This window comes from Niallia sp. M35, assembly GCF_050971705.1.
Lineage (GTDB): Bacteria > Bacillota > Bacilli > Bacillales > Cytobacillaceae > Niallia > Niallia circulans_A.
This window is the reverse complement of the sequence record NZ_JBPCEP010000005.1, coordinates 267,128-286,805: the sequence shown is the minus strand read 5'-3', so window position 1 is coordinate 286,805 and position 19,678 is coordinate 267,128. Positions and strand designations below refer to the sequence as shown.

At 33.6% G+C, this 19,678-nt stretch carries 18 protein-coding genes; 16 read left to right on the top strand and 2 right to left on the bottom strand.

Annotated elements, in window-relative coordinates; translation table 11 throughout:
• Nucleotides 1–109: 109 nt before the first annotated feature.
• The 14 genes from NiCM35_RS08875 (at nt 110) to NiCM35_RS08810 (ending at nt 14,679) form a co-directional block, all read left to right on the top strand.
• On the top strand, nt 110–508 hold the full coding sequence (locus NiCM35_RS08875) for an FxsA family protein (RefSeq protein ID WP_433779252.1): 399 nt from the start codon (nt 110–112) through the stop codon (nt 506–508).
• A 186-nt stretch (nt 509–694) separates the two neighbouring features.
• On the top strand, nt 695–2,437 hold the full coding sequence (locus tag NiCM35_RS08870) for a cache domain-containing sensor histidine kinase (protein ID WP_095332362.1): 1,743 nt from the start codon (nt 695–697) through the stop codon (nt 2,435–2,437).
• Between the two features lies 1 nt (nt 2,438).
• Nucleotides 2,439–3,233: a response regulator transcription factor gene (locus NiCM35_RS08865; protein WP_095332361.1), complete on the top strand. Its 795-nt coding sequence runs from the start codon at nt 2,439–2,441 to the stop codon at nt 3,231–3,233.
• Nucleotides 3,234–3,346: 113 nt separating this feature from the next.
• Nucleotides 3,347–4,666, top strand: coding sequence for an extracellular solute-binding protein (locus NiCM35_RS08860; RefSeq protein ID WP_095332359.1), 1,320 nt, complete (start codon nt 3,347–3,349; stop codon nt 4,664–4,666).
• 206 nt (nt 4,667–4,872) lie between these two features.
• A complete protein-coding gene (locus NiCM35_RS08855; RefSeq protein WP_095332358.1) occupies nt 4,873–5,751 on the top strand; it encodes a carbohydrate ABC transporter permease in 879 nt (292 codons plus the stop codon).
• A gap of 14 nt (nt 5,752–5,765) precedes the next feature.
• A complete protein-coding gene (locus NiCM35_RS08850; protein ID WP_171509848.1) occupies nt 5,766–6,662 on the top strand; it encodes a carbohydrate ABC transporter permease in 897 nt (298 codons plus the stop codon).
• Between the two features lie 209 nt (nt 6,663–6,871).
• Nucleotides 6,872–7,507, top strand: a complete 636-nt coding sequence (locus NiCM35_RS08845; protein ID WP_433779248.1) for a YesL family protein — start codon at nt 6,872–6,874, stop codon at nt 7,505–7,507.
• A gap of 120 nt (nt 7,508–7,627) precedes the next feature.
• Complete coding sequence (locus tag NiCM35_RS08840; protein ID WP_433779246.1) at nt 7,628–8,419, top strand: Nif3-like dinuclear metal center hexameric protein; 792 nt, start codon at nt 7,628–7,630, stop codon at nt 8,417–8,419.
• 302 nt (nt 8,420–8,721) lie between these two features.
• Entirely contained in the window at nt 8,722–9,684 is a 963-nt protein-coding gene (locus NiCM35_RS08835; protein WP_095332353.1) for an ABC transporter permease, read from the top strand.
• 13 nt (nt 9,685–9,697) lie between these two features.
• Nucleotides 9,698–10,567: a carbohydrate ABC transporter permease gene (locus NiCM35_RS08830; RefSeq protein ID WP_095332351.1), complete on the top strand. Its 870-nt coding sequence runs from the start codon at nt 9,698–9,700 to the stop codon at nt 10,565–10,567.
• Between the two features lie 109 nt (nt 10,568–10,676).
• Entirely contained in the window at nt 10,677–12,305 is a 1,629-nt protein-coding gene (locus NiCM35_RS08825) for an ABC transporter substrate-binding protein (protein WP_095332349.1), read from the top strand.
• Nucleotides 12,306–12,466: 161 nt separating this feature from the next.
• Nucleotides 12,467–13,204, top strand: a complete 738-nt coding sequence (locus tag NiCM35_RS08820; RefSeq protein WP_123258079.1) for a DUF624 domain-containing protein — start codon at nt 12,467–12,469, stop codon at nt 13,202–13,204.
• Nucleotides 13,205–13,357: 153 nt separating this feature from the next.
• Entirely contained in the window at nt 13,358–14,203 is an 846-nt protein-coding gene (locus NiCM35_RS08815) for an SDR family oxidoreductase (RefSeq protein WP_095332345.1), read from the top strand.
• A gap of 263 nt (nt 14,204–14,466) precedes the next feature.
• A complete protein-coding gene (locus tag NiCM35_RS08810; protein WP_123258078.1) occupies nt 14,467–14,679 on the top strand; it encodes a hypothetical protein in 213 nt (70 codons plus the stop codon).
• Between the two features lie 106 nt (nt 14,680–14,785).
• Here the strand turns inward: NiCM35_RS08810 and NiCM35_RS08805 are convergent, their stop codons facing one another.
• Nucleotides 14,786–15,961 (bottom strand): ROK family transcriptional regulator, encoded by a 1,176-nt coding sequence (locus tag NiCM35_RS08805; RefSeq protein WP_123258077.1) that lies wholly within the window; start codon nt 15,959–15,961, stop codon nt 14,786–14,788.
• A gap of 300 nt (nt 15,962–16,261) precedes the next feature.
• Here NiCM35_RS08805 and NiCM35_RS08800 point away from each other — a divergent pair, with 300 nt between their 5' ends.
• Nucleotides 16,262–17,245 carry an aldo/keto reductase gene (locus NiCM35_RS08800; protein WP_433779242.1) on the top strand — a complete coding sequence of 328 codons (984 nt, stop codon included), beginning with the start codon at nt 16,262–16,264 and terminating at the stop codon, nt 17,243–17,245.
• Nucleotides 17,246–17,472: 227 nt separating this feature from the next.
• Here the strand turns inward: NiCM35_RS08800 and ytvI are convergent, their stop codons facing one another.
• A complete protein-coding gene (gene ytvI, locus NiCM35_RS08795) occupies nt 17,473–18,597 on the bottom strand; it encodes a sporulation integral membrane protein YtvI (protein WP_095331420.1) in 1,125 nt (374 codons plus the stop codon).
• A gap of 192 nt (nt 18,598–18,789) precedes the next feature.
• Here ytvI and NiCM35_RS08790 point away from each other — a divergent pair, with 192 nt between their 5' ends.
• Nucleotides 18,790–19,257 (top strand): DUF441 domain-containing protein, encoded by a 468-nt coding sequence (locus tag NiCM35_RS08790; RefSeq protein ID WP_095331422.1) that lies wholly within the window; start codon nt 18,790–18,792, stop codon nt 19,255–19,257.
• The last annotated feature ends 421 nt before the right edge of the window (nt 19,258–19,678 follow it).

The following is a 19,678-nucleotide window of genomic DNA, read 5'->3' as shown; positions in this document are numbered from 1 at the left end:
CGTGTTATAACATTAATTAACAGGGAAAACAATAGGCAGCTAACTATCAGCACAGATCAAAAAAGGGTATAATAAAAAGAAAGGAAATGAAAAGGAGGATGGTGACAATTTGAGAAATTTTATGATCAGCTTGCTGTTATTACCATTAATTGAACTTGTGATTTTTCTGATAGCTGGAAACATAATTGGTATACCAGAAACCTTAATTATTGCAATAGGCACTGGAATTCTAGGCAGTATTTTACTAAAGAAACAAGGGTTAAAGGCGATTCGTAATGTTCAAGTTCAAATAAATCAAGGTATCATGCCAGGAGATGCTATATTAGATAGCTTTTGTATTCTTATTGGTGGGCTTTTATTACTGTTTCCGGGCTTTTTAACAGATATTGCAGGTGTCCTTATTCTATTTCCTCCAACAAGAAGAATTGGAAAAAATTTATTCATAAGAAATATACAAAGAAAGCTGCAAAAGAGAAATCGAGTTACCATTATTCACTCATATAAATAAGCATAAAAGGAGAGTCTGATTTTCTTACAATAGTAAAATAGTCAGACTCTCTTTTTTTGTTAAATAAGTGATAAGATTTTTTAGATAGCAGAATAATTATTATGTTTATTTGTATAATGAATAAACAAAGTAAATAGGATTTTTGGTATAATAAGTTGCAAATGGGGCGAAAGGCGATAAAAATCTATGTTCAGCTTATTAAGGAAATGGAATACACTTCGAAATCAAATTTTATTTGTATTTTTATCCGTAATGCTAGTCGTACTTTTATTTGTGAGTATATTGATATTTAATCAAGTATCTACTTTATTAGAAAAAAATGCAGAAAAACAAATTCAGCAAGTTGCAGTGGAAGCAAGTGGAAGAATTGAAACCCTGTATGAGCAATTAAATATGGCCTCAAAATTAGCGGCAACGAATGATAAAGTACAAAAGCTGTTAACAAGGGAATACGAACACAAGAAAGCGACCTTTTATGAAAAACAAGAATTAATGGGGACTGTTAATACAGTTACAGCAAATTCTGATGGAATTTTTTCGTTTCAATTATTTACCAGGGAACAGGAACGAATACTCCCACTTGATGATGCAAAAATAATGACAGATTTGCATGCTGATTGGGTAGAAAAGGCGGACCAAGCAAAGGGGAGTCTAGTTTGGATTGGAGAAGATCCGAATGACAGCAATTATTTTCTTGCTATAAGGAGAGTAAATTTAATTAATCGCAGTTTTACCAATGGAGGATATTTACTCTTTAGTATTTATGCTAATTATTTTCAATTTGCTAATCAAACATTAACAGACAAAACGGATCAGTATTTTATTCTTTTAGATGAATTAAATAAACCGATTATTACTAATTATCAGCAATCAAGTGAGTTCATTTTACAGACCAAGAAAAAAACAGTACCAATAAATGAAAGGGATTACATGATTACGAAAAATTCTTCGTATATGACAGGGTGGACTGTCCTTATTTTAACTCCCTATAATACGTTAACGGAAGGCATAACGGTTGTGCGCACAAGCATTCTTCTTGCTGGCATAATTGGATTAATGATTTTCTTTGTATGTTCTTTTTTTCTTTCTAACATGATTACTCGCCCGATTATCCGCTTAACGAACACAATGAGATTTGCAAGTGAAGGGTCTTTGCCACTGACACCAAAGATTCCCTCTGTAAATGAAATTAATGAATTAAATAGTACATACAATCAGCTCGTAAAAGAAACAAACCATTTAATCACAATGGTTTATCAAAAAGAAATTACTCGAAACCGTAGTGAATTAAGAGCTTTGCAAGCACAAATTAATCCTCACTTTCTATTTAATACATTAGATGCTCTCCATTGGTCATTAGAGGAAAATGACGAAGAAGAATTAGCCGAACTAGTTGTTACCATGTCTAATTTATTTCGCTATACCATTTCGCGATCTACAGAGGATGAGTGGGTTCGCATAAAAGAGGAGATTGCCCACATTGAAGACTATATGGAAATAATGAAAATGCGATTTGGAGAACTATTGAAGTGGCAAATACAACTCCCAAAGGCGTTTGAAGAAGTGAAAATCCCCAAATTTTTAATACAACCATTAGTAGAAAATGCTGTCTTACACGGAGCTGAGAATAAGGTAGGACAATGTACTGTTGACGTTATTGTGCAACAAGGAGAGATGGATAACAACATAAAGGTAATTGTTAGAGATGATGGAATTGGCATAAGCGAGTCTAAATTAAAGAAGATTAAGGAATCGATGGAAAAGGAAGGAATTTCTTCAGCCACAGGTAAGGGAATGGCTATTTCTAATGTATATAAAAGGCTTACACTCTATTATCAGGAAAGACAGCAAAAGGGATTAATGATAGAAAGTATAGAGAATAAAGGGACATTCATTTCTTTTGAAATTCCAAAAGATGGGGGTATGTAAGATGTATGCGAAAACAATATTGATTGTTGATGATGAGCCGAGATCGAGAGAAGGAATCAAAAAAGTACTGGAGAACTGGTCTAGCGGTCAATATCAAATTTTAATTTCGGAAAATGCAGAATCGGCCATTGATATTATGCAAAAACAAAAAATAAATATTCTTCTAACAGATATTCGCATGCCTAAAATAACTGGAATAAAAATGTTGAAAACAATCAGAGACCAAAAACACCTCCCTGTTGTTATTGTTATCTCTGCATATTCAGAATTTGAATATGCGCAAGAAGCTCTTCGCTTAGGCGTTATTAATTATTTATTAAAGCCAATTAGTAAAAAAAAATTAATAGAAGCTGTCGAAGATGCCCTAAAGATTGATAGAGATAAAGACAGAAATGATATTATCTCAAAAGTAGTTGATAATAAGCTGATTGATGCAAGAGTAACAAAAGAATCAGTAAGAGAGCCAATCCAGAAAGCCTTACAATATATTGATAGTCACTTAAATGAGGAATTAACCCAACGTGACGTAGCCGCTCATGTGTATTTAAATCCAAGTTATTTTAGTGTGCTGTTTAAGGAAGAGATTCGGTTAACGTTTAGTGAATATATCACCAGAAGACGAATTCAGCATGCGAAAAATCTACTTATCTCCACAAAACTTTCCATTGCGGATATTGCAGAAGAGTCAGGATACAAAACGGCCAAATATTTTATTAAAATATTTAAAGATTTAGAAGGAATAACACCAAGCGGTTACCGAAAAATAAATAACGAAAATAATGAAAGGGCTTTCTAAAAATATTAGAACTTTTCCTAATCATTGTTACCTTTTTTAGAAAAATCATTAATGATAGACTTTAGATTGTAACAAAGAAATAATTAAAAAGGAAAGTATAGGGGGTAGTTTAAATGTTTCATAGAAAAGTACTGTCAGCATGTCTATCTGTTGCTTTATTGCTGGTATTAGTTTTAGCAGGATGTTCTTCATCCACCTCTTCTAACAATGAAAGCGCTTCAAAAAATGGAGATAAAACAGTGATTAAATTCATGCATCTTTGGCCAGAGGGAAGTTCAAAAGCACAGTTCACTATTGTAAACGATATCATTAAACAGTATGAAAAAGACCACCCAGATGTAAAAATTCAGACAGAAATTCTTGGAAACGAGCAATATAAAGATAAAATTAAAGTATTATCAGCTTCAAATGAGCTACCAGATATTGGTGTGACATGGGCAGCAGGATATATGCAGCCGTTCGTTAAAGGGGAAATGTTTGCTCCGTTAGATGATGTAATTGATAGTAATTTTAAAGACCAATTTGTTGCAGGTACAACAGAGGCATTTGCTATGGATGGGAAAACATATGGTCTTCCACTTGAATTAAATATCACACCTGTTTATTACAATAAAGAAATCTTTGAGAAATATAATTTAGAAGTTCCTGCAACATATGATGAGTTTTTAAATGTTGTAAAAACGTTAGCTGATAACGGTGTTACACCAATTACTTTAGGTAATAAAGACCGTTGGACTGGTTCTATGTGGTATATGTATCTTGCAGATAGAATTGGTGGACCTGAAGTGTTAACGAATGCGATTAATCGTACTGGAAGCTTTGAAGATCCAGCACTTGTTCAAGCAGCCGAAGAAGTAAAAAAATTAGTGGATATGGGCGGATTTGTCAAAGGGTTTAATGGTCTTTCCAATGATGAGGCAAAAGGGTACTTTATGAATGAGCAAGCAGCTATGTATTTAATGGCGACTTGGGAATTGCCAAACTATACAACAAGCCCAGATGTTACACAAGAATTTAAAGATAAAGTAGGATACTTTAAGTTCCCAACATATGTAGGCGGAAAAGGAGACATAAACAGTTTTGTAGGTGGTCCTGGTGTTGGACTATTTGTTTCTGAAAAATCAAAGGTAAAAGACGAAGCGAAAGAATTTGTCGCATATTTAGTAAAAGAATGGGGCAAAAACTCTGTTAAGGATGCAGGTGTAATTCCAGCGACAGTTGTAGACACTGCCAATATTGAACTAGATCAAATGTATATCGATATTTTAAATGATCTTGGAAATGCTTCTAATTTAACTTTATATGCAGATGTTCAAATGAGTTCTAGTGTTGCACAAGTGCACTTAGATATGATCCAATCACTATTTGGCGGTCAGGCAACACCAAAAGAATTTACAGCCAAACAAGAGCAAGCTTTAGCGGAAGAAGAATAATAAACAATGAGGTGGAATCTATCGGATAAAAAAGGTGGATTCCACTATTTAAAAGGTAATCACTTTAGATAATTTGGAAGATATACACATTATTGATTTTTGAGAAGGCTCTGTTAAACAATGATATCGGTTACATGTGTAACTAGTGAATAATTATATATCATTTAACAAAGCTCCTCCCAATCAATAAGGAGGGAAAGTAGAAAATGAAAAACGTAATGTCAAACAAATGGGTAATCACTCTTTATGTGCTCCCTGCACTGTTGCTCATTTTAGTTTTAATCTATATTCCTATTGTATTAACAGGATATTATGGCTTAATGGATTGGGACGGTATTGGGGCTAAGACTTTTATTGGACTAGATAATTATATACAGCTTATGAAAGATAAAATGTTCTGGTCTAGTACGTATCATTCCGTTTTATTAGCCGTTTTTTCTGCAATAAGTCTTATTGCATATTTAGTAATTTCACTTATATTAGCAAGCAAGATTAAGGGAGCTGGAATACTTCGCAAAATATATTTAATTCCGATGTTATTATCATCTGTAGCTATTGCACAGCTATGGTTGAAAATTTTTGATCCAACAAATGGAATGTTAAACAAACTTTTAACCATGTTTGGAGTAGAAAATACACCCTTATGGCTTGCAGATCCCAATTTAGTACTATACTCCATTTTCATTCCAATTGTGTGGCAATATGCAGGGTTTTACATCATTATTTATTATGCAGCTTTAAAAGGAGTAGCGGATGAAATTATTGAGGCAGCTAAAATAGATGGGGCAACCCCATTGCAGATTGCTTATAGAATTAAAATTCCATTAATTGCACCAGTAATAAAAGTAACTATTGTTTTAGCCATTGTAGGTTCTTTAAAATATTTTGATTTAATCTATGTAATGACTGGTGGAGGACCAAATGGAGCAAGTGAAGTAATGGCCTCTTATATGTATAAAGAAGCATTCAAAACATATGATTTTGGCTACGGCAGTGCCATTGGCTTTGCTTTATTAATCATTTGTCTTGTTATGACATGGGTTATACAAAAATTAACAGCATCAAAAGAAGATGCTCAGTATTAAGGAGAGAGGTAATCATGAGTGAAGTAATCCTGAAAAAACAAAATAAAACTGAATTATCCACATCTCCTAAAACGAAAGGATCTCTAGGAAGCAAGATTGGATACGGTCTTTTGTATCTAGTGCTTGGAGTAATTGCCATTTTTCAAATATACCCACTCGTTTGGTTATTCTTCTTTTCCTTAAAAACGAATCAAGAAGTTTTCGGCTTATCTCCATTTGCTCTTCCGAAAGACCCACAATGGGGGAACTATGTAAAAGTATGGACCCAAGGGAACATCAGCTTATATTTCTTTAATAGTGTATGGATTACAGTCGTAGCAGTAGTATTGACGGTTATACTAGCAAGTTTTGTTACCTTTGCGATTACAAGAATGCACTGGAAGCTAAGCAAACTTGTTCTTGGTTTGTTCATGGTGGGCATTATGATTCCATTACATTCTACGTTAATCCCTTTATTTAGTTTCTTTAATAACTTGGAGCTGATTGATAATCCTATTTCTATTCTTTTATCCTATACAGCGTTTAATTTGCCGCTAACTATCATGATTCTATTAGGATTCTATCAGGCACTGCCAAGAGAATTAGAAGAGGCAGCTGTAATGGATGGTTGTTCGATTCATCGTATATTCTTTCAAATTACATTGCCCATGACGACTCCTGTTATGGCTACAGTTGTTATTATAAATATGATTTATAACTGGAATGAATTTGTATTTGTTAATACGTTCATTAGCTCTGATCAATGGAAGACATTAACGGTTGGTGTAAATAACTTTGTAGGTCAATATTTAACAGATTGGGGAGCGATTGGAGCAACCTTAATGATTAGCATTATTCCTATTTTAATCGCGTTCATTCTATTAAGTAATAAAATTGTAGAAGGTTTAGCAGCAGGATCTGTAAAAGGATAATAAAAGAGGGGTTCATCTGATGTCCAAAAAATTTTTTTAATACGCCCCATTCTCAGATTGGCGCGTTCTCAAGCTTTACATTAGGCTTTCGAGGTGCAGGTGGCGGATTAGATTTAGAATCAGAACGTTCTCCGAAACAAAATATTTAAGTTTTCATCGCTAATAATGAAAACAATGCCTAGAAGGAAAGAGAAAGAAGAGGGGATAGTATGACAACAAAACCAATGGGAAAATTATATATCATCTGTGAATGGATAATGAAGCTGGCCTCTGTTAATTTGTTATGGATTATGTTCACTGCAAGTGGTCTTTTCCTATTTGGTTTTATGCCTGCAACAGTTGCACTTTTTACCATTGTCCGTAAATGGTTTCGGAAGGAAACAGAAGTTCCTATTTGGAAAACATATCTATCTGTCTATAAAAGCGAATTTACCAAAAGTAATACTTTTGGGTTCATATTTATACTGGCTGGTCTTATCTTGTATGTAGATTACTATCTAATCTTACATTTAGACGGATTTATGCGGATTGTTTCCATAAGTATTTTACTACTTATTACATGCCTATATGCTATCACTCTTTTATTCTTCTTTCCTGTCTATGTACATTATCAGTTAAGATTCATCGATTACTTTAAATACTCCTTATTTCTAGGAATTCTAAATATCCATATTACATTATTGATTTTGCTTGGGTTAGCAGCAGATATTTTTCTATTATTATATATACCTGGACTTCTCCCTTTTTTTAGTGGAATTTCCGCAGCATGTATACTAATGTCAAGTAGCATTCTGCTTTTTCAGCGGCTGCAGAAGCAGAACATGAATAAAGCGATTATTGAATAAGAGGAAGTATATGACTTATTGTTTATAAAATATATTAAAATTTGCAAAAAATATAGTTTGTATATTGAATAAACAAACTTGAGCGTGGTATAATTGGATTAACTTGATGGGAGAGATAGAATGACAACTATTCAAGAAGTAATAGATAAGTTAATGGAGCCAGCAAAAATGGTTGATTCCACAACAGATGTATTAATAAAAGGGTCAGCCGATACGGAGGTGAAGAGAATTGTAATCGCATTCACGGTGACGCAACAAGTGTTGGAGAAAGCGATATCGATTGGAGCAAATATGATTATTAGTCATGAAGGACCATTTTATAGTCATGAGAATTGGAAAGAATTATATGAGAAAGATCCAGTATACATGACTAAGCTCCAATTAATAGAAGATGCTGCTATTAATATTTTCCGCTTTCATGATTATTATCATCGTTACAATCCAGATGGCGTTATGGTGGGATTAATTCAAAAGCTGGAATGGGAGAATTATATTGAAAAGCATCAATCCATTGCAACAACTATTGTCACTCCAAAGAAAACTGTCGCTGATATTGCAACATACGTGAAAGTTAAGCTTGATGCCCCGTTTGTAAGAGTGGTGGGGGAGTTATCCATGGAATGCCAAAGAATTGGCTTGTTAGCAGGTTATCGCGGAGGAGGCGAAGTAGTAATCCCTTTATTTCAAAATCAAAATTTAGACCTAATTATAGCTGGAGAAGGACCAGAATGGGAGTCTCCTGAGTATGTCAGAGATGCCGTTCAACAAGGAAGAAAGAAAGCATTAATCTTGATTGGGCATGCAGTTAGCGAAGAGCCTGGCATGGAATACTTAACCACTATACTAGCAAATGATTTTCCACACATTCCTGTACATTACATAAAAGAAAAGCCACTATTTCAGATTATTTAAATAGCAATATATTTTTAGTTAATCTACCATACTAGTATGGCTAAAATAAGTTAACAAAACCTGCTTCATACAACCAGTTTAATTTTCTCATTTCACTAATCACTCCACTACCGAGATTATCATCATTAATATTGCTTGCGCCATCTATTAGTTATTCATAAGAGGCTATTGCTGTTTTTTAAAAAGTAAGCGCTTTATTTTTGGTGTGTTTACTTCATTCTCTAAAAAGATGAAGCTTTATAATAGTCGGCTGCGATATAGCAAAAGGCTATAGATAGTATTAAAAACAGAGGGGGGTACTTATGGAAACAGAGGTTGTTCATTCACATGTAAATAAAACAATGAAGGCAAAAAGAAGCAAATTTAAAACAACATTAACAGCAATTAGAAAGGATTGGCAGCTTTATTCATTATTAGTTTTACCACTTATTTATTTAATTATTTTTAAATATGGTCCAATGTTAGGAAATGTTATTGCTTTTAGAAGATATATGCCAGGTGGAAAAATTTATGGTGAACAATGGGTTGGGTTGTATTACTTTAATATGTTTATTAATGACCCAGTTTTTTGGAATGTATTTAAAAACACATTTATTTTGGGCGGAATTACCTTGTTATTTTGTTTTCCTATGCCCATTATATTTGCTCTTCTTTTGAATGAAGTGAAATCCAAAAAGTTTAAGAAGTTTGTACAAACAGCTTCCTATCTACCGCATTTCTTATCTATTGTTATTATTGCTGGAATGATCTTGCAATTAACAGCGCTAAACGGTTCCATTAATGGAATAGTCGAATTTTTCACCGGAGAAAAAATAAGCTTTATTCAAAGTCCAGAATGGTTCCGCACTATTTATGTTACCTCCGAAGTATGGCAAGGAATGGGTTGGGGGGCCATTTTATACTTAGCTGCATTAACAACGATTGACGATTCCTTATATGAAGCAGCGAAAATTGACGGTGCGAACAGATGGAAGCAAACCCTTCATATTACGATACCAGGGATATTGCCAACTATCGTTACCTTATTAATTTTGAATATTGGCAGCTTTCTTGCAATTGGCTTTGAAAAAATCTTATTAATTTATAACCCATTAACCTATGAAACTTCTGATGTTATTTCAACTTATTTATATCGTGTTGGTTTAGAATCCAATAATTTTAGCTATGCAGCAGCTATTGGATTATTTGAATCTATTATTGGCTTAGTGCTTGTATTAACGGCGAACAGCATATCAAGAAAACTAACAGAAAGAAGTTTATGGTAGGGAGGGAGATTTAATGAAAGAATCGAAACAGTACAAAGTTTTTAAAGTCTTTAATGTTTGTATTCTCTTAATTATTATATTTTGTACGTTATATCCATTTATTAATGTAGTTGCACAATCCTTTAGTAGTGAGTCCTATATCAATTCTGGACAGGTAAATTTAATACCAAAAGGATTCAATGTAGACACATATGAGAAGGTACTTTCTGACACCATGTTTTGGATTAATTATAAAAATACGGTTGTATACACAGTGGTAGGAACAATCATTTCTATGTTTTTAACAACAATGTTTGCATATGCGCTTTCTAAAAGAAGATTAGTAGGACGAAGATTTTTAACTGTATTTGCTGTATTTACGATGTTTTTTAATGGCGGCTTAATTCCCAATTATGTTTTAATCAATTCACTAGGCTTTGGCAATACAATGTGGGCTATTGTCATTCCTGGTGCAATTAGTATTTATAATATGCTGATCATGAAATCCTTTTTTGAAAATATGCCAGAAGAATTAGAAGAGGCAGCCTCTATTGATGGTTTAAGCACATATGGCATTTTACTAAAAATAGTATTGCCGCTAAGTAAAGCAGTAATGGCCACTATGGTGTTATTTTACGCAGTCGCTTATTGGAACTCTTGGTTCAGCGCTTTTATTTATATGGATAAAAAAGAATTATTTCCAGTAACGATTTATTTGCGGAATATGATTGCGGGAACAACAGGTGGAATGTCAGCAGGTGCTACTTCAGCTGATAACTTAACTCAAATTTCCGCTAATATTAAATCCGTAACAATGGTCTTAACAATTTTGCCAATATTAACGGTATATCCATTTGTACAGAAATATTTTGTTTCTGGAGTAATGCTAGGCTCTATTAAATAGTCAAAATAGGACCTGCTGGAGTTAGGGAGTTCAGCGTAGGTTATTATTCCATATGCCTTTTAAGGAAACAACTTACGCTTTTCCTATATATATAAGGGGAGGAAATGCCATGAAAGAAAGTTGGAAAAAGGTTGGGTTATTTCTAGGTCTAATAGTATTCGTAATGATTGCTGTTGCTTGTTCAAAGAATGATTCAGCAAGTAAGGAAGTAGAAGTAGCAACAAAAGGGGCAATGGAATCATATAGCGCAGGTGACACCTTTAAAGCAACAGAGCCATTTGATTTATCTATTTTATATATGGATCAGCCGACATATCCATATAAAAAAGACTGGCTATTATGGGATAAGATAAAAGAAATTACGAATGTTACCTTGAAGCCGACAATTGTACCATTGAGTGATTATACGCAAAAGAGAAGTTTGTTAATTAGTTCAGGAGAAGCCCCAATCGTTATTCCAAAAACCTATCCAGGAGAGGAAGCTGCCTTCGTGGCATCAGGGGCGGCACTTCCGGTAAGCGATTACATTGATAAAATGCCTCACTTCAAAGAAAAAATTGAAAAATGGGATATGGGTCCAGAATTAGATACATTACGACAAAATGATGGGAAGTTCTATGTCCTGCCAGGTTTACATGAAGAGGTTTGGCCAGATTATACGTTAATTGTAAGAACTGATATTTTTGAAGAAAATAATATTGCTATTCCAACAACTTGGGATGAACTATATACAGCAATGAAGAAATTAAAAGAAATCTATCCAGATTCTATTCCTTTCTCTGATCGTTTTACATTTAACAGTACATTAAATATTGCTGCAACAAGTTTTGGAACGAAAGCAGGTTGGGGATTTGGAAACGGATTATCTTATGATCAAGATGCTGATGAATTTGTGTATGCAGCAACAACCAATAACTATAAAGAAATGCTCACTTACTTCCATAAATTAGTAGAAGAAGGGCTGTTAGATGAAGAGAGCTTTACACAAAGCGATGATCAAGCGGTACAGAAATTTGTAACAGGAAAATCATTTATTATAAATGGAAATTCTCAAACAATCAACTTGCATCGAGTTGATATGGATAAAACGTTAGGAAAAGGGAAATATTCTATTTCCAAAATCACGGTTCCCGGCGGTCCTGCTGGTCAATTAATGTCAGGGTCTAGATTAGAAAATGGTGTAATGATTACCTCCAAAATTAAAGAAAGTGAAAACTTTGAAGCAATTCTTCAGTTTATTGACTGGTTATATTACAGTGATGAAGGACAAGAATTCACTAAATGGGGGGTAGAAGGAACAACATTCACGAGGGAAGATGGAGTAAGAAAATTAATGGAAGATATTAATTACAATGGATTAAATCCAAATGGAACAAAGGATTTACGGGTTGACTATGGATTCTCTGGTGGAGTTTTTTCCTATGGAGGAACAACCGATTTACTTCATTCGATGATGAGTGAAGAAGAGATTAAGTTCCAAAATGATATGAAAGCAGTAAAAACGCCAATTCCAACTGATCCGTTAATTCCATATTCAATTGAAGACAGAGAAAAAGCAACATTACAAAGTACACCTTTAAAAGACTATACGAATCAAAATACATTAAAATTCATTTTGGGAACACGTGATTTAAGTGAGTTTGATGCTTTTGTAAAAGAATTACAAAGTCAAGGATTAGAGCAATATGTGGATACAGCAAATCAGACGTATCAAGAATACAAGAAAAATAACAAATAAATAAAATGGATAAGTTCATTCCTAGCCATCCTGATGAAGGGTAAGAAGAACTAACCTAAACTAGTCCTAACTGTACTGTTATGTGAGGCTAACCAGCAGTGGGGAAAAAAGAAACACACACTGCTGGTAATATTATTATATTCTGAAAGAAGGTGACAAGGATGAAGCAGCAAAGAGAGTTTGGGCAAGGAGTTTTATATACATTTTGTAATTATGTGTATTGGGTTTTACTAACGAATATCTATTTTGTCGTAACAAATCTTATCTTTATTTTTTTCTTCATGACATTAACACCATCGTTTTCAAATATTCTCATCTATGCTCTTGCCTTAATACCGTCTGGACCTGCTATATCTGGACTGCTTTATTCGATGGAGAAATTAGTAAGAACGAAAGAGCTATCACCAACAACTGACTTTTTCTATGGATATCGATCGAATTTAAAAGGCACATTTTTTCTGTGGATAATAATCTTAGCTGTATTCTTTGTCTTATTCATCGACTTACAATACCTTCAAATAACCATAACACCAGTTAATCAAATCATTTTTATTGTTGTGCTTGCACTTACGCTTATTTGGACAATGCTTAGTATAAATATGTTAATAATTAATGCAAAATATACTTTTCGAATAAGGGATTTAATAAAGTTGTCTGCGTATTATCTATTCATAAAATGGAAAGAAACAATAGGTAATATATTGATTCTCTTTTTTACTGCTGTTGCAACAGTAATCACTAATGATTTCTTAATTGTTTTCATTGCTAGTTTGCTTGCATGGATAATGGTGTTTAATTCTAGAGAGCTGCTTAAACATATAGATCGTAATTTTTTGAAAAAATCTCCTTCTAACAATATAAGTGAAAAATATGATGCACCACCTTTGCAAGGTTCATAAATGAAAGGAGAAGTACTAAGAAATGACTCTATATAAAAAAATAGTTTATAATCTCTTCATTTCATTTAAAAGAAATTTTAATTTGGAAGGACACATATAGATGGAAAGAGAAGTAGTTTAGAGGTTATGAGAAAAAATGAGGAGGAAGACAAAATGTTACCCTTAATGAAGAATTTATCCGGAAAAGTAGCAGTTATTACTGGAGGTGGAGGCGTACTTTGTGGCTGCATGGCGAAAGAGTTAGGCAGACAAGGAGTAAAGGTAGCCATTTTGAATCGTACATATGAAAAAGCGCAAAAGGTAGCAGAGGAAATTAATAACGAAGGTGGCATGGCTATTGCTATAGCATGTGATGTTGTTGATGTAAACAGTGTGAAGGAAGCGGAAAAAATAGTCTTAGATACTTTTGGAAACTGTGACATTCTTATTAATGGGGCTGGAGGAAATCATCCAAAAGGTATTACTTCAGAAGAAATTCTGCGATTAGAAGATCTTGATAAAGAAGGAATTACTAGTTTTTTTGATTTAACAATGGAGGGATTTTCCTTTGTATTTAATTTGAATATAATCGGTACTTTAATTCCTACTCAAATATTTTCAAAACAAATGGTTGGAAAAAGTGGAACCATTATAAATATATCCTCTATGAGCGCCCCAAGTCCAATGACGAAAGTACCTGCTTACAGCGCAGCTAAAGCTGGTATAGAGAATCTTACAAAATGGTTGGCTGTTCATATGGCTGAAACAGGAATTAGGGTTAATGCAATTGCTCCAGGCTTTTTCTTAACAAAACAAAATGAAGGACTGCTAAAAAATTCAGATGGGACTTATACAGAGCGGACGAAGAAAATATTAGCCCATACACCAGTAAAAAGATTAGGAAAACCAGAGGACTTATTGGGGACATTATTATGGCTAGTGAATGAAGAAACAAGTGGTTTTGTTACAGGGATTAGTGTGCCAGTTGATGGCGGATTTATGGCGTACTCAGGTGTTTAAAAATACTCCCTGATAAGAAAGGATTAGTTATTCTAGCTAGTGACGGGCAATCAAAATGAGATCTTCCACTGATCCTTAAGTGAATTGTAGATTTATAGAGTATTTAGTCCCGTTAGTATTAGGGTGGAGGTGAATCCTCACTATTATCCTATAAATAGTTAAATATTCACTTTGGTAAACCTATCATTTTTTAGATAGGAAAAAAGATAGAACATGTTATCAAAAATAATATTTCCCGGAAAATTTCACCATGCAGCACCTTGTTGGGATTAAATGTATTTTTTATATTCCGTTTGGATAATTTATCAGATAAAGATTCAAAAGATTATCGAAGGTACAAAATAGATGAAGCGGCATTTGTAGAGAAATCCCTTCAATCAAATGGATTAATTGCTACAAATGCAAAGGCTTCCTTAGCAGCAGATGGACTTTTTCACCCTACATATGGTTGGATTGGTTTGGAATACGCTGATTAGAACTGGCGTAAGACGTTATGATGCTAATTGTTTATACGTTTTTAGTTTGCTTTAAGTGGTAAAAACCTAATATATTTAAACTTTATCTAAATCTAAAGAGAAATTATTATTCTGGATGAAGCATAAATTTTAAAAAATTCTCGGTTGAAAAAGCAGCAGCACCTAATGCAGAGGAAGCAAAATTAATATCAGAAAAATGGATAGCAAGTTGTGATTGGTGAAAGGGCAAAGTATAATTGTCTATTATTTTTTTCACTTGTGGCTCTATCCATTTTTTAGCTAAGGTAAGTCGATTGCCGATTATGATTTGCTCTGGATTGAAGATATGAATAATATTAATAATTCCAGCACCTAGATGATTGCCAACTTCATTGAATAAATGGATAGCTTGCGTATTTCCTTGGTCGGCAAGCTCAATCAAATCATTCAAATAAACCTGACCTTTTATACCTAGCTTTAATTCGACAGCCTTGTTGAGTAAATATTGTTCGGAAGCGTAGAGTTCCCAGCAGCCTTTATTGCCACAGCGGCATTCTAATCCATCCTTTTGAATTATCATATGGCCGATTTCTCCAGAATATCCGAGGTTTCCTTTATACAGTTCTCCATTAATGATAATTCCAGCGCCGATTCCAATAGCAGCACTTACATAGATTAAATTTTGATAGGTCTGACCTACTCCGAATTTTTTTTCTCCATAGGCCCCGGCATTTGCTTCATTTTCAACTAATACAGGAAGATGGAATTCTTCTTCCAGATGGCTTTTTAGTGAAACATTATTCCAATCTAAGTTTGGAGCGAAGAGAATGTCACCGTCCATATTTGTAATCCCTGGTGCCCCAATCCCTATGCCAATTACTCCATAAACAGAGTTAGGAGCAGTGTCTATTAACAAAGTAATAATCTTTTTTATTATTTGTAGTGTATCTTCATAAGATAAATTAACATATTTTTCATTTATACGGTATATGATATTCCCCTGCAAATCAGTTAAAATTCCTAATAGATAGTTAACGCCTAAGTCAATACCAATGGAATAACCGGCCTTCTCATTAAATAGAAGCATAACAGGTCGCCTTCCTCCACTAGATTCACCATGCCCTGATTCATAGATCAATTGTTCATTAATAAGCTCTGATACTAAGGAGGAAACAGTCCCTTTTGTTAATCCTGTCTGCTGGGCAATATCCGCCCGAGAAATAGGCGCATTGTTCTTAATTAAATTTAAACAAAGAGATTTATTTTCTTTTTTTACTAACTGCTGATTCCAAGTAATATGCATCCTTTTCGCAATCCCCTCTTATCTATTTCTGAAATTCATATGAATATAATTACTTTCAGAAAGGTCTTTCTCTTCCAATTGATTAATTATACTACAGTTTATCTATTAACCAAACAGAGTGGATTGATAAAGTTAGTTCGTTTATTTAATATACAAACTTATATATAATTGATATAATTCCTATAGAATAGGGTTATCTATATAGAGGAAAAAGGATAATTTACTTGAGAAAATTCTTGCTTCTTTTTTATGGTGGCCATTCAATCAAAAATATCATAGCTGGCGGAGGTGCTAATGGAAATGAATTACAGAAATTTAGGGGGTACCGGTCTAAAAACCAGTGAAGTCAGTTTCGGTACATGGGCTATTGGTGGTTCATGGGGAAAGGTTGATGATACAGAGGCATTAAAATCCTTACATATGGCGATGGACAAAGGCGTGAATTTTTTTGATACGGCCGATGTGTATGGAGATGGACATAGCGAAGAGCTTCTTGCTAAGGCAACGAAGGGGAAAGAGAATCAAATTCATATAGCCACTAAGTTTTGTCGGGGTGGCGATATTTTCGCAAATGAGAACTATTCGGAGGAAAGGATACGTCAGTACTGTGAAAATAGTTTGAAGCGATTAAATAGAGAAACAATCGATTTATATCAAATCCATTGTCCACCAATAGAAATTTTAAAAGATGGCCGAGTTTTTGAAGTGCTTGATAACTTACAAGAGGAAGGTAAAATTCGCCATTATGGAGTAAGTGTCGAAACAGTGGAAGAAGGACTTATATGTTTGCAGAATCCTAACGTTAAGGCTCTGCAAATAATTTTTAATATTTTTCGCCAAAAGCCATTAGAGTTATTGATTCCTGAAGCAGCGAGAAAGGGTGTTGGCATTCTTGTGCGACTTCCTTTGGCAAGCGGATTGCTTACTGGAAAATTTACAAAAGAGCATATTTTTGCGGAAGATGATCATCGCAAATTTAATGAGAATGGGGAAGCTTTTAATGTAGGAGAAACATTTGCTGGACTTGGATTTGAAAAAGGCGTTGAATTAGCAGAGGATCTTGCTTGGATTGGAGAAAATCGTCAATCAATGGCGGCGGCAGCGTTACGCTGGATATTGGATCAGCCAGGTATTTCTTGTGTTATTCCTGGTTTTAAAAATCGTCAGCAAATCAATGAGAATTTAAAAGCATTAGTGGAAAAACCATTTAATAATGAGGAATTACAGAGATTGAGAGCATTTTATGAGAAAAAGGTCAAAAATGCTATTAGAGGTCCATATTAAATGAATAACATACTAAGTTTACAAAAGCTGGGGGAAAACAAAGCGGATTAGATGTAGTCCCATGGAAGTGAAGAATATTCAGTCTGCGGCTGCTTACCACAAACCTTCTTTTTTAATGAATAAAAAACCGAACAATTATACGAAACTTGGATTAGCTTCTCCGTATAATTGTCCGGGTATATATTTTGGTTGGAATGCTAATGTTCCAGCTTTTTTTTATGTAACTTTTATTTGGGTATTTCACTATCTCCTTTAATAAACCTCCATATATCATGAAAAACCTTAGCTCGATGTAAGGAAGTAACGATAACGAGTGAAACTGGACCAATGATGAGACCGATGAAACCAAAAAGCTTAAACCCAACAAACAAAGCAATTAAAGTAGCTAAAGGATCAAGTCCGATATTGGATGAAAGGATTTTTGGCTCCATGATTTGTCTTTGAACTAAAACGATGATATATAGCACGGACAATCCAATCGCCAATACAATCTGCCCTGTAATAATTTCGTAAATAATCCATGGAACAAAGATTAACCCTGTACCGAGATAGGGGATAATATCTACAATTCCAGTTAACAGTGCGATAGTAATAGCATAATCCACTCGAAGAATTAACAAGCCAATTAAAATAATGACTGTCGTAATAGAAACAAGCGTTAATTGGGCTTTTAAAAATCCAAACAAAGCCTTTTTTAATTCAAAGAATACTGTTTTACCGCTATTTAACCACTTGGAAGGAAAGAACTTCCCAAATTTTAATGATAATCGCGCCCAGTCCTTGCTGATAAAAAAAGTGGCTAAGAGAGAAAAAATGAGGACGCTTGCTGCATTTGGAAACCAGGACAGGAAAATAGGGATATTAAGAAAGAAAGATTGTAAAAAATCTCCCATTACCGTTCCAACTTGTTCGCCCACTTTATCTATATTTGTCATAATGGTATCTTGTTGACCTGTACCGAGATTATTGAACGTTTGAGAAATTTTATTATATAATGGAATAATTTGCGCTGCAAACAAATCTTCTATGTATCGAATAATGATGTCTATATGTTTGGGAACGACTTCTCCAAGATAGGCAGCTCCTGCTACAATTTCAGCAATTAGTAAAGAAACCAAACCAGCAAAAATGGATAAAATGAGTAAAATACTTAAAACAACAGCAAAAGCCCTTGGTAATTTGCATTTAAATTGTAGAAAATTAACGAGTGGATTCATTAAAAAAGCAATCAGAAATCCAATAATAAAAGGATAAGTTACTTTGGATAAATAAAAAAAGCTAACAAATAATAGGATAGTAGCTGCTATCACTATGATAAACCGAATGGTTCGGTTAAGATAAGTTAAATTCAATGTCAATCCTCCCGTTTTTAGTATAATAGAAAATGGACCATTAGTGATTAGGAACTAGATATAGATTATATATATTCCTTTTTTATTTATATTTTCTATACTTATGCTTTTTTAATCGAAATTCCTGCTTATTAATTTAAATATAGAAGAGAGAATTTTTTAGTCAATGGCTTTCGAAAAGGAGAGTTAGTTATGTTTTTATTTAGCCAGCCATATTTATTTTTATATTTGCTGTTAGCAATTGCTCTTATAGCTAAGAACAATTCCTTGATTATCGCAGTTGTTTTCTTATTAGTATTGAAATTAATTGGGGTAGATAGTAAGTTATTTTCATTGATTCAATCTAAAGGTATTAATTGGGGCGTAACGATTATTACGATAGCTGTTCTTGTTCCGATAGCCACTGGAGATATTGGTTTTAAAGATCTTACCGCTACCTTTAAATCACCGTATGCATGGATAGCTTTGATTTCTGGAATTATGGTTGCTCTGCTCGCAAAAGGAGGAGTTAGTTTATTAGCTGATTCTCCAGAAATTACAACAGCACTTGTTCTAGGAACCATTTTGTCTGTATCGGTTTTCAATGGGGTGGCAGTAGGCCCATTAATTGGCGCTGGAATAGCGTATGCAGCCATTAAAGTAGTAGAGTGGATAACCTAATCCGCTCTCTTGCTCTAATTTACCGTTTAAGATATAAGACAGGATAAAGGAATTTATGGTATAATTTTTAAAGGAAAGAAATATAGTGTAAAGGAGAATCAGAAAAAAATTTTTTTACTATATCTACAGTTTTTAAGTATAAAATATGAGACATTTTGAAGTTTTTTGTTTATAATGAATGTGTAGTTACATTTTATCTCATCTATAACGTACCAAATAGTTTATTTTTTTATTTGAAAATGTAAGCATTTTCAAATAGATGATGCTCACTTTAATTTTTTTTGAAAAAACTCCCCCATCTTTTTATAAAATAAATCCGGATTATATTATTAATTGATTTTTTGGTACATATTCAGTTAATCTAACAAAATAGTAAACATTTATTTAAGGTGAATTCCATCGTTTTGTTTTACAGATTTTC

Excerpts from the sequence above, each read along its gene's own strand:
- NiCM35_RS08870 (WP_095332362.1), top strand. The coding sequence starts at position 695 with ATGTTCAGCTTATTAAGGAAATGGAATACACTTCGAAATCAAATTTTA.
- NiCM35_RS08865 (WP_095332361.1), top strand. The coding sequence starts at position 2,439 with ATGTATGCGAAAACAATATTGATTGTTGATGATGAGCCGAGATCGAGA.
- NiCM35_RS08860 (WP_095332359.1), top strand. The coding sequence starts at position 3,347 with ATGTTTCATAGAAAAGTACTGTCAGCATGTCTATCTGTTGCTTTATTG.
- NiCM35_RS08855 (WP_095332358.1), top strand. The coding sequence starts at position 4,873 with ATGAAAAACGTAATGTCAAACAAATGGGTAATCACTCTTTATGTGCTC.
- NiCM35_RS08850 (WP_171509848.1), top strand. The coding sequence starts at position 5,766 with ATGAGTGAAGTAATCCTGAAAAAACAAAATAAAACTGAATTATCCACA.
- NiCM35_RS08845 (WP_433779248.1), top strand. The coding sequence starts at position 6,872 with ATGACAACAAAACCAATGGGAAAATTATATATCATCTGTGAATGGATA.
- NiCM35_RS08840 (WP_433779246.1), top strand. The coding sequence starts at position 7,628 with ATGACAACTATTCAAGAAGTAATAGATAAGTTAATGGAGCCAGCAAAA.
- NiCM35_RS08835 (WP_095332353.1), top strand. The coding sequence starts at position 8,722 with ATGGAAACAGAGGTTGTTCATTCACATGTAAATAAAACAATGAAGGCA.
- NiCM35_RS08830 (WP_095332351.1), top strand. The coding sequence starts at position 9,698 with ATGAAAGAATCGAAACAGTACAAAGTTTTTAAAGTCTTTAATGTTTGT.
- NiCM35_RS08825 (WP_095332349.1), top strand. The coding sequence starts at position 10,677 with ATGAAAGAAAGTTGGAAAAAGGTTGGGTTATTTCTAGGTCTAATAGTA.
- NiCM35_RS08820 (WP_123258079.1), top strand. The coding sequence starts at position 12,467 with ATGAAGCAGCAAAGAGAGTTTGGGCAAGGAGTTTTATATACATTTTGT.
- NiCM35_RS08815 (WP_095332345.1), top strand. The coding sequence starts at position 13,358 with ATGTTACCCTTAATGAAGAATTTATCCGGAAAAGTAGCAGTTATTACT.
- NiCM35_RS08805 (WP_123258077.1), bottom strand. The coding sequence starts at position 15,961 with ATGCATATTACTTGGAATCAGCAGTTAGTAAAAAAAGAAAATAAATCT.
- NiCM35_RS08800 (WP_433779242.1), top strand. The coding sequence starts at position 16,262 with ATGAATTACAGAAATTTAGGGGGTACCGGTCTAAAAACCAGTGAAGTC.
- NiCM35_RS08790 (WP_095331422.1), top strand. The coding sequence starts at position 18,790 with ATGTTTTTATTTAGCCAGCCATATTTATTTTTATATTTGCTGTTAGCA.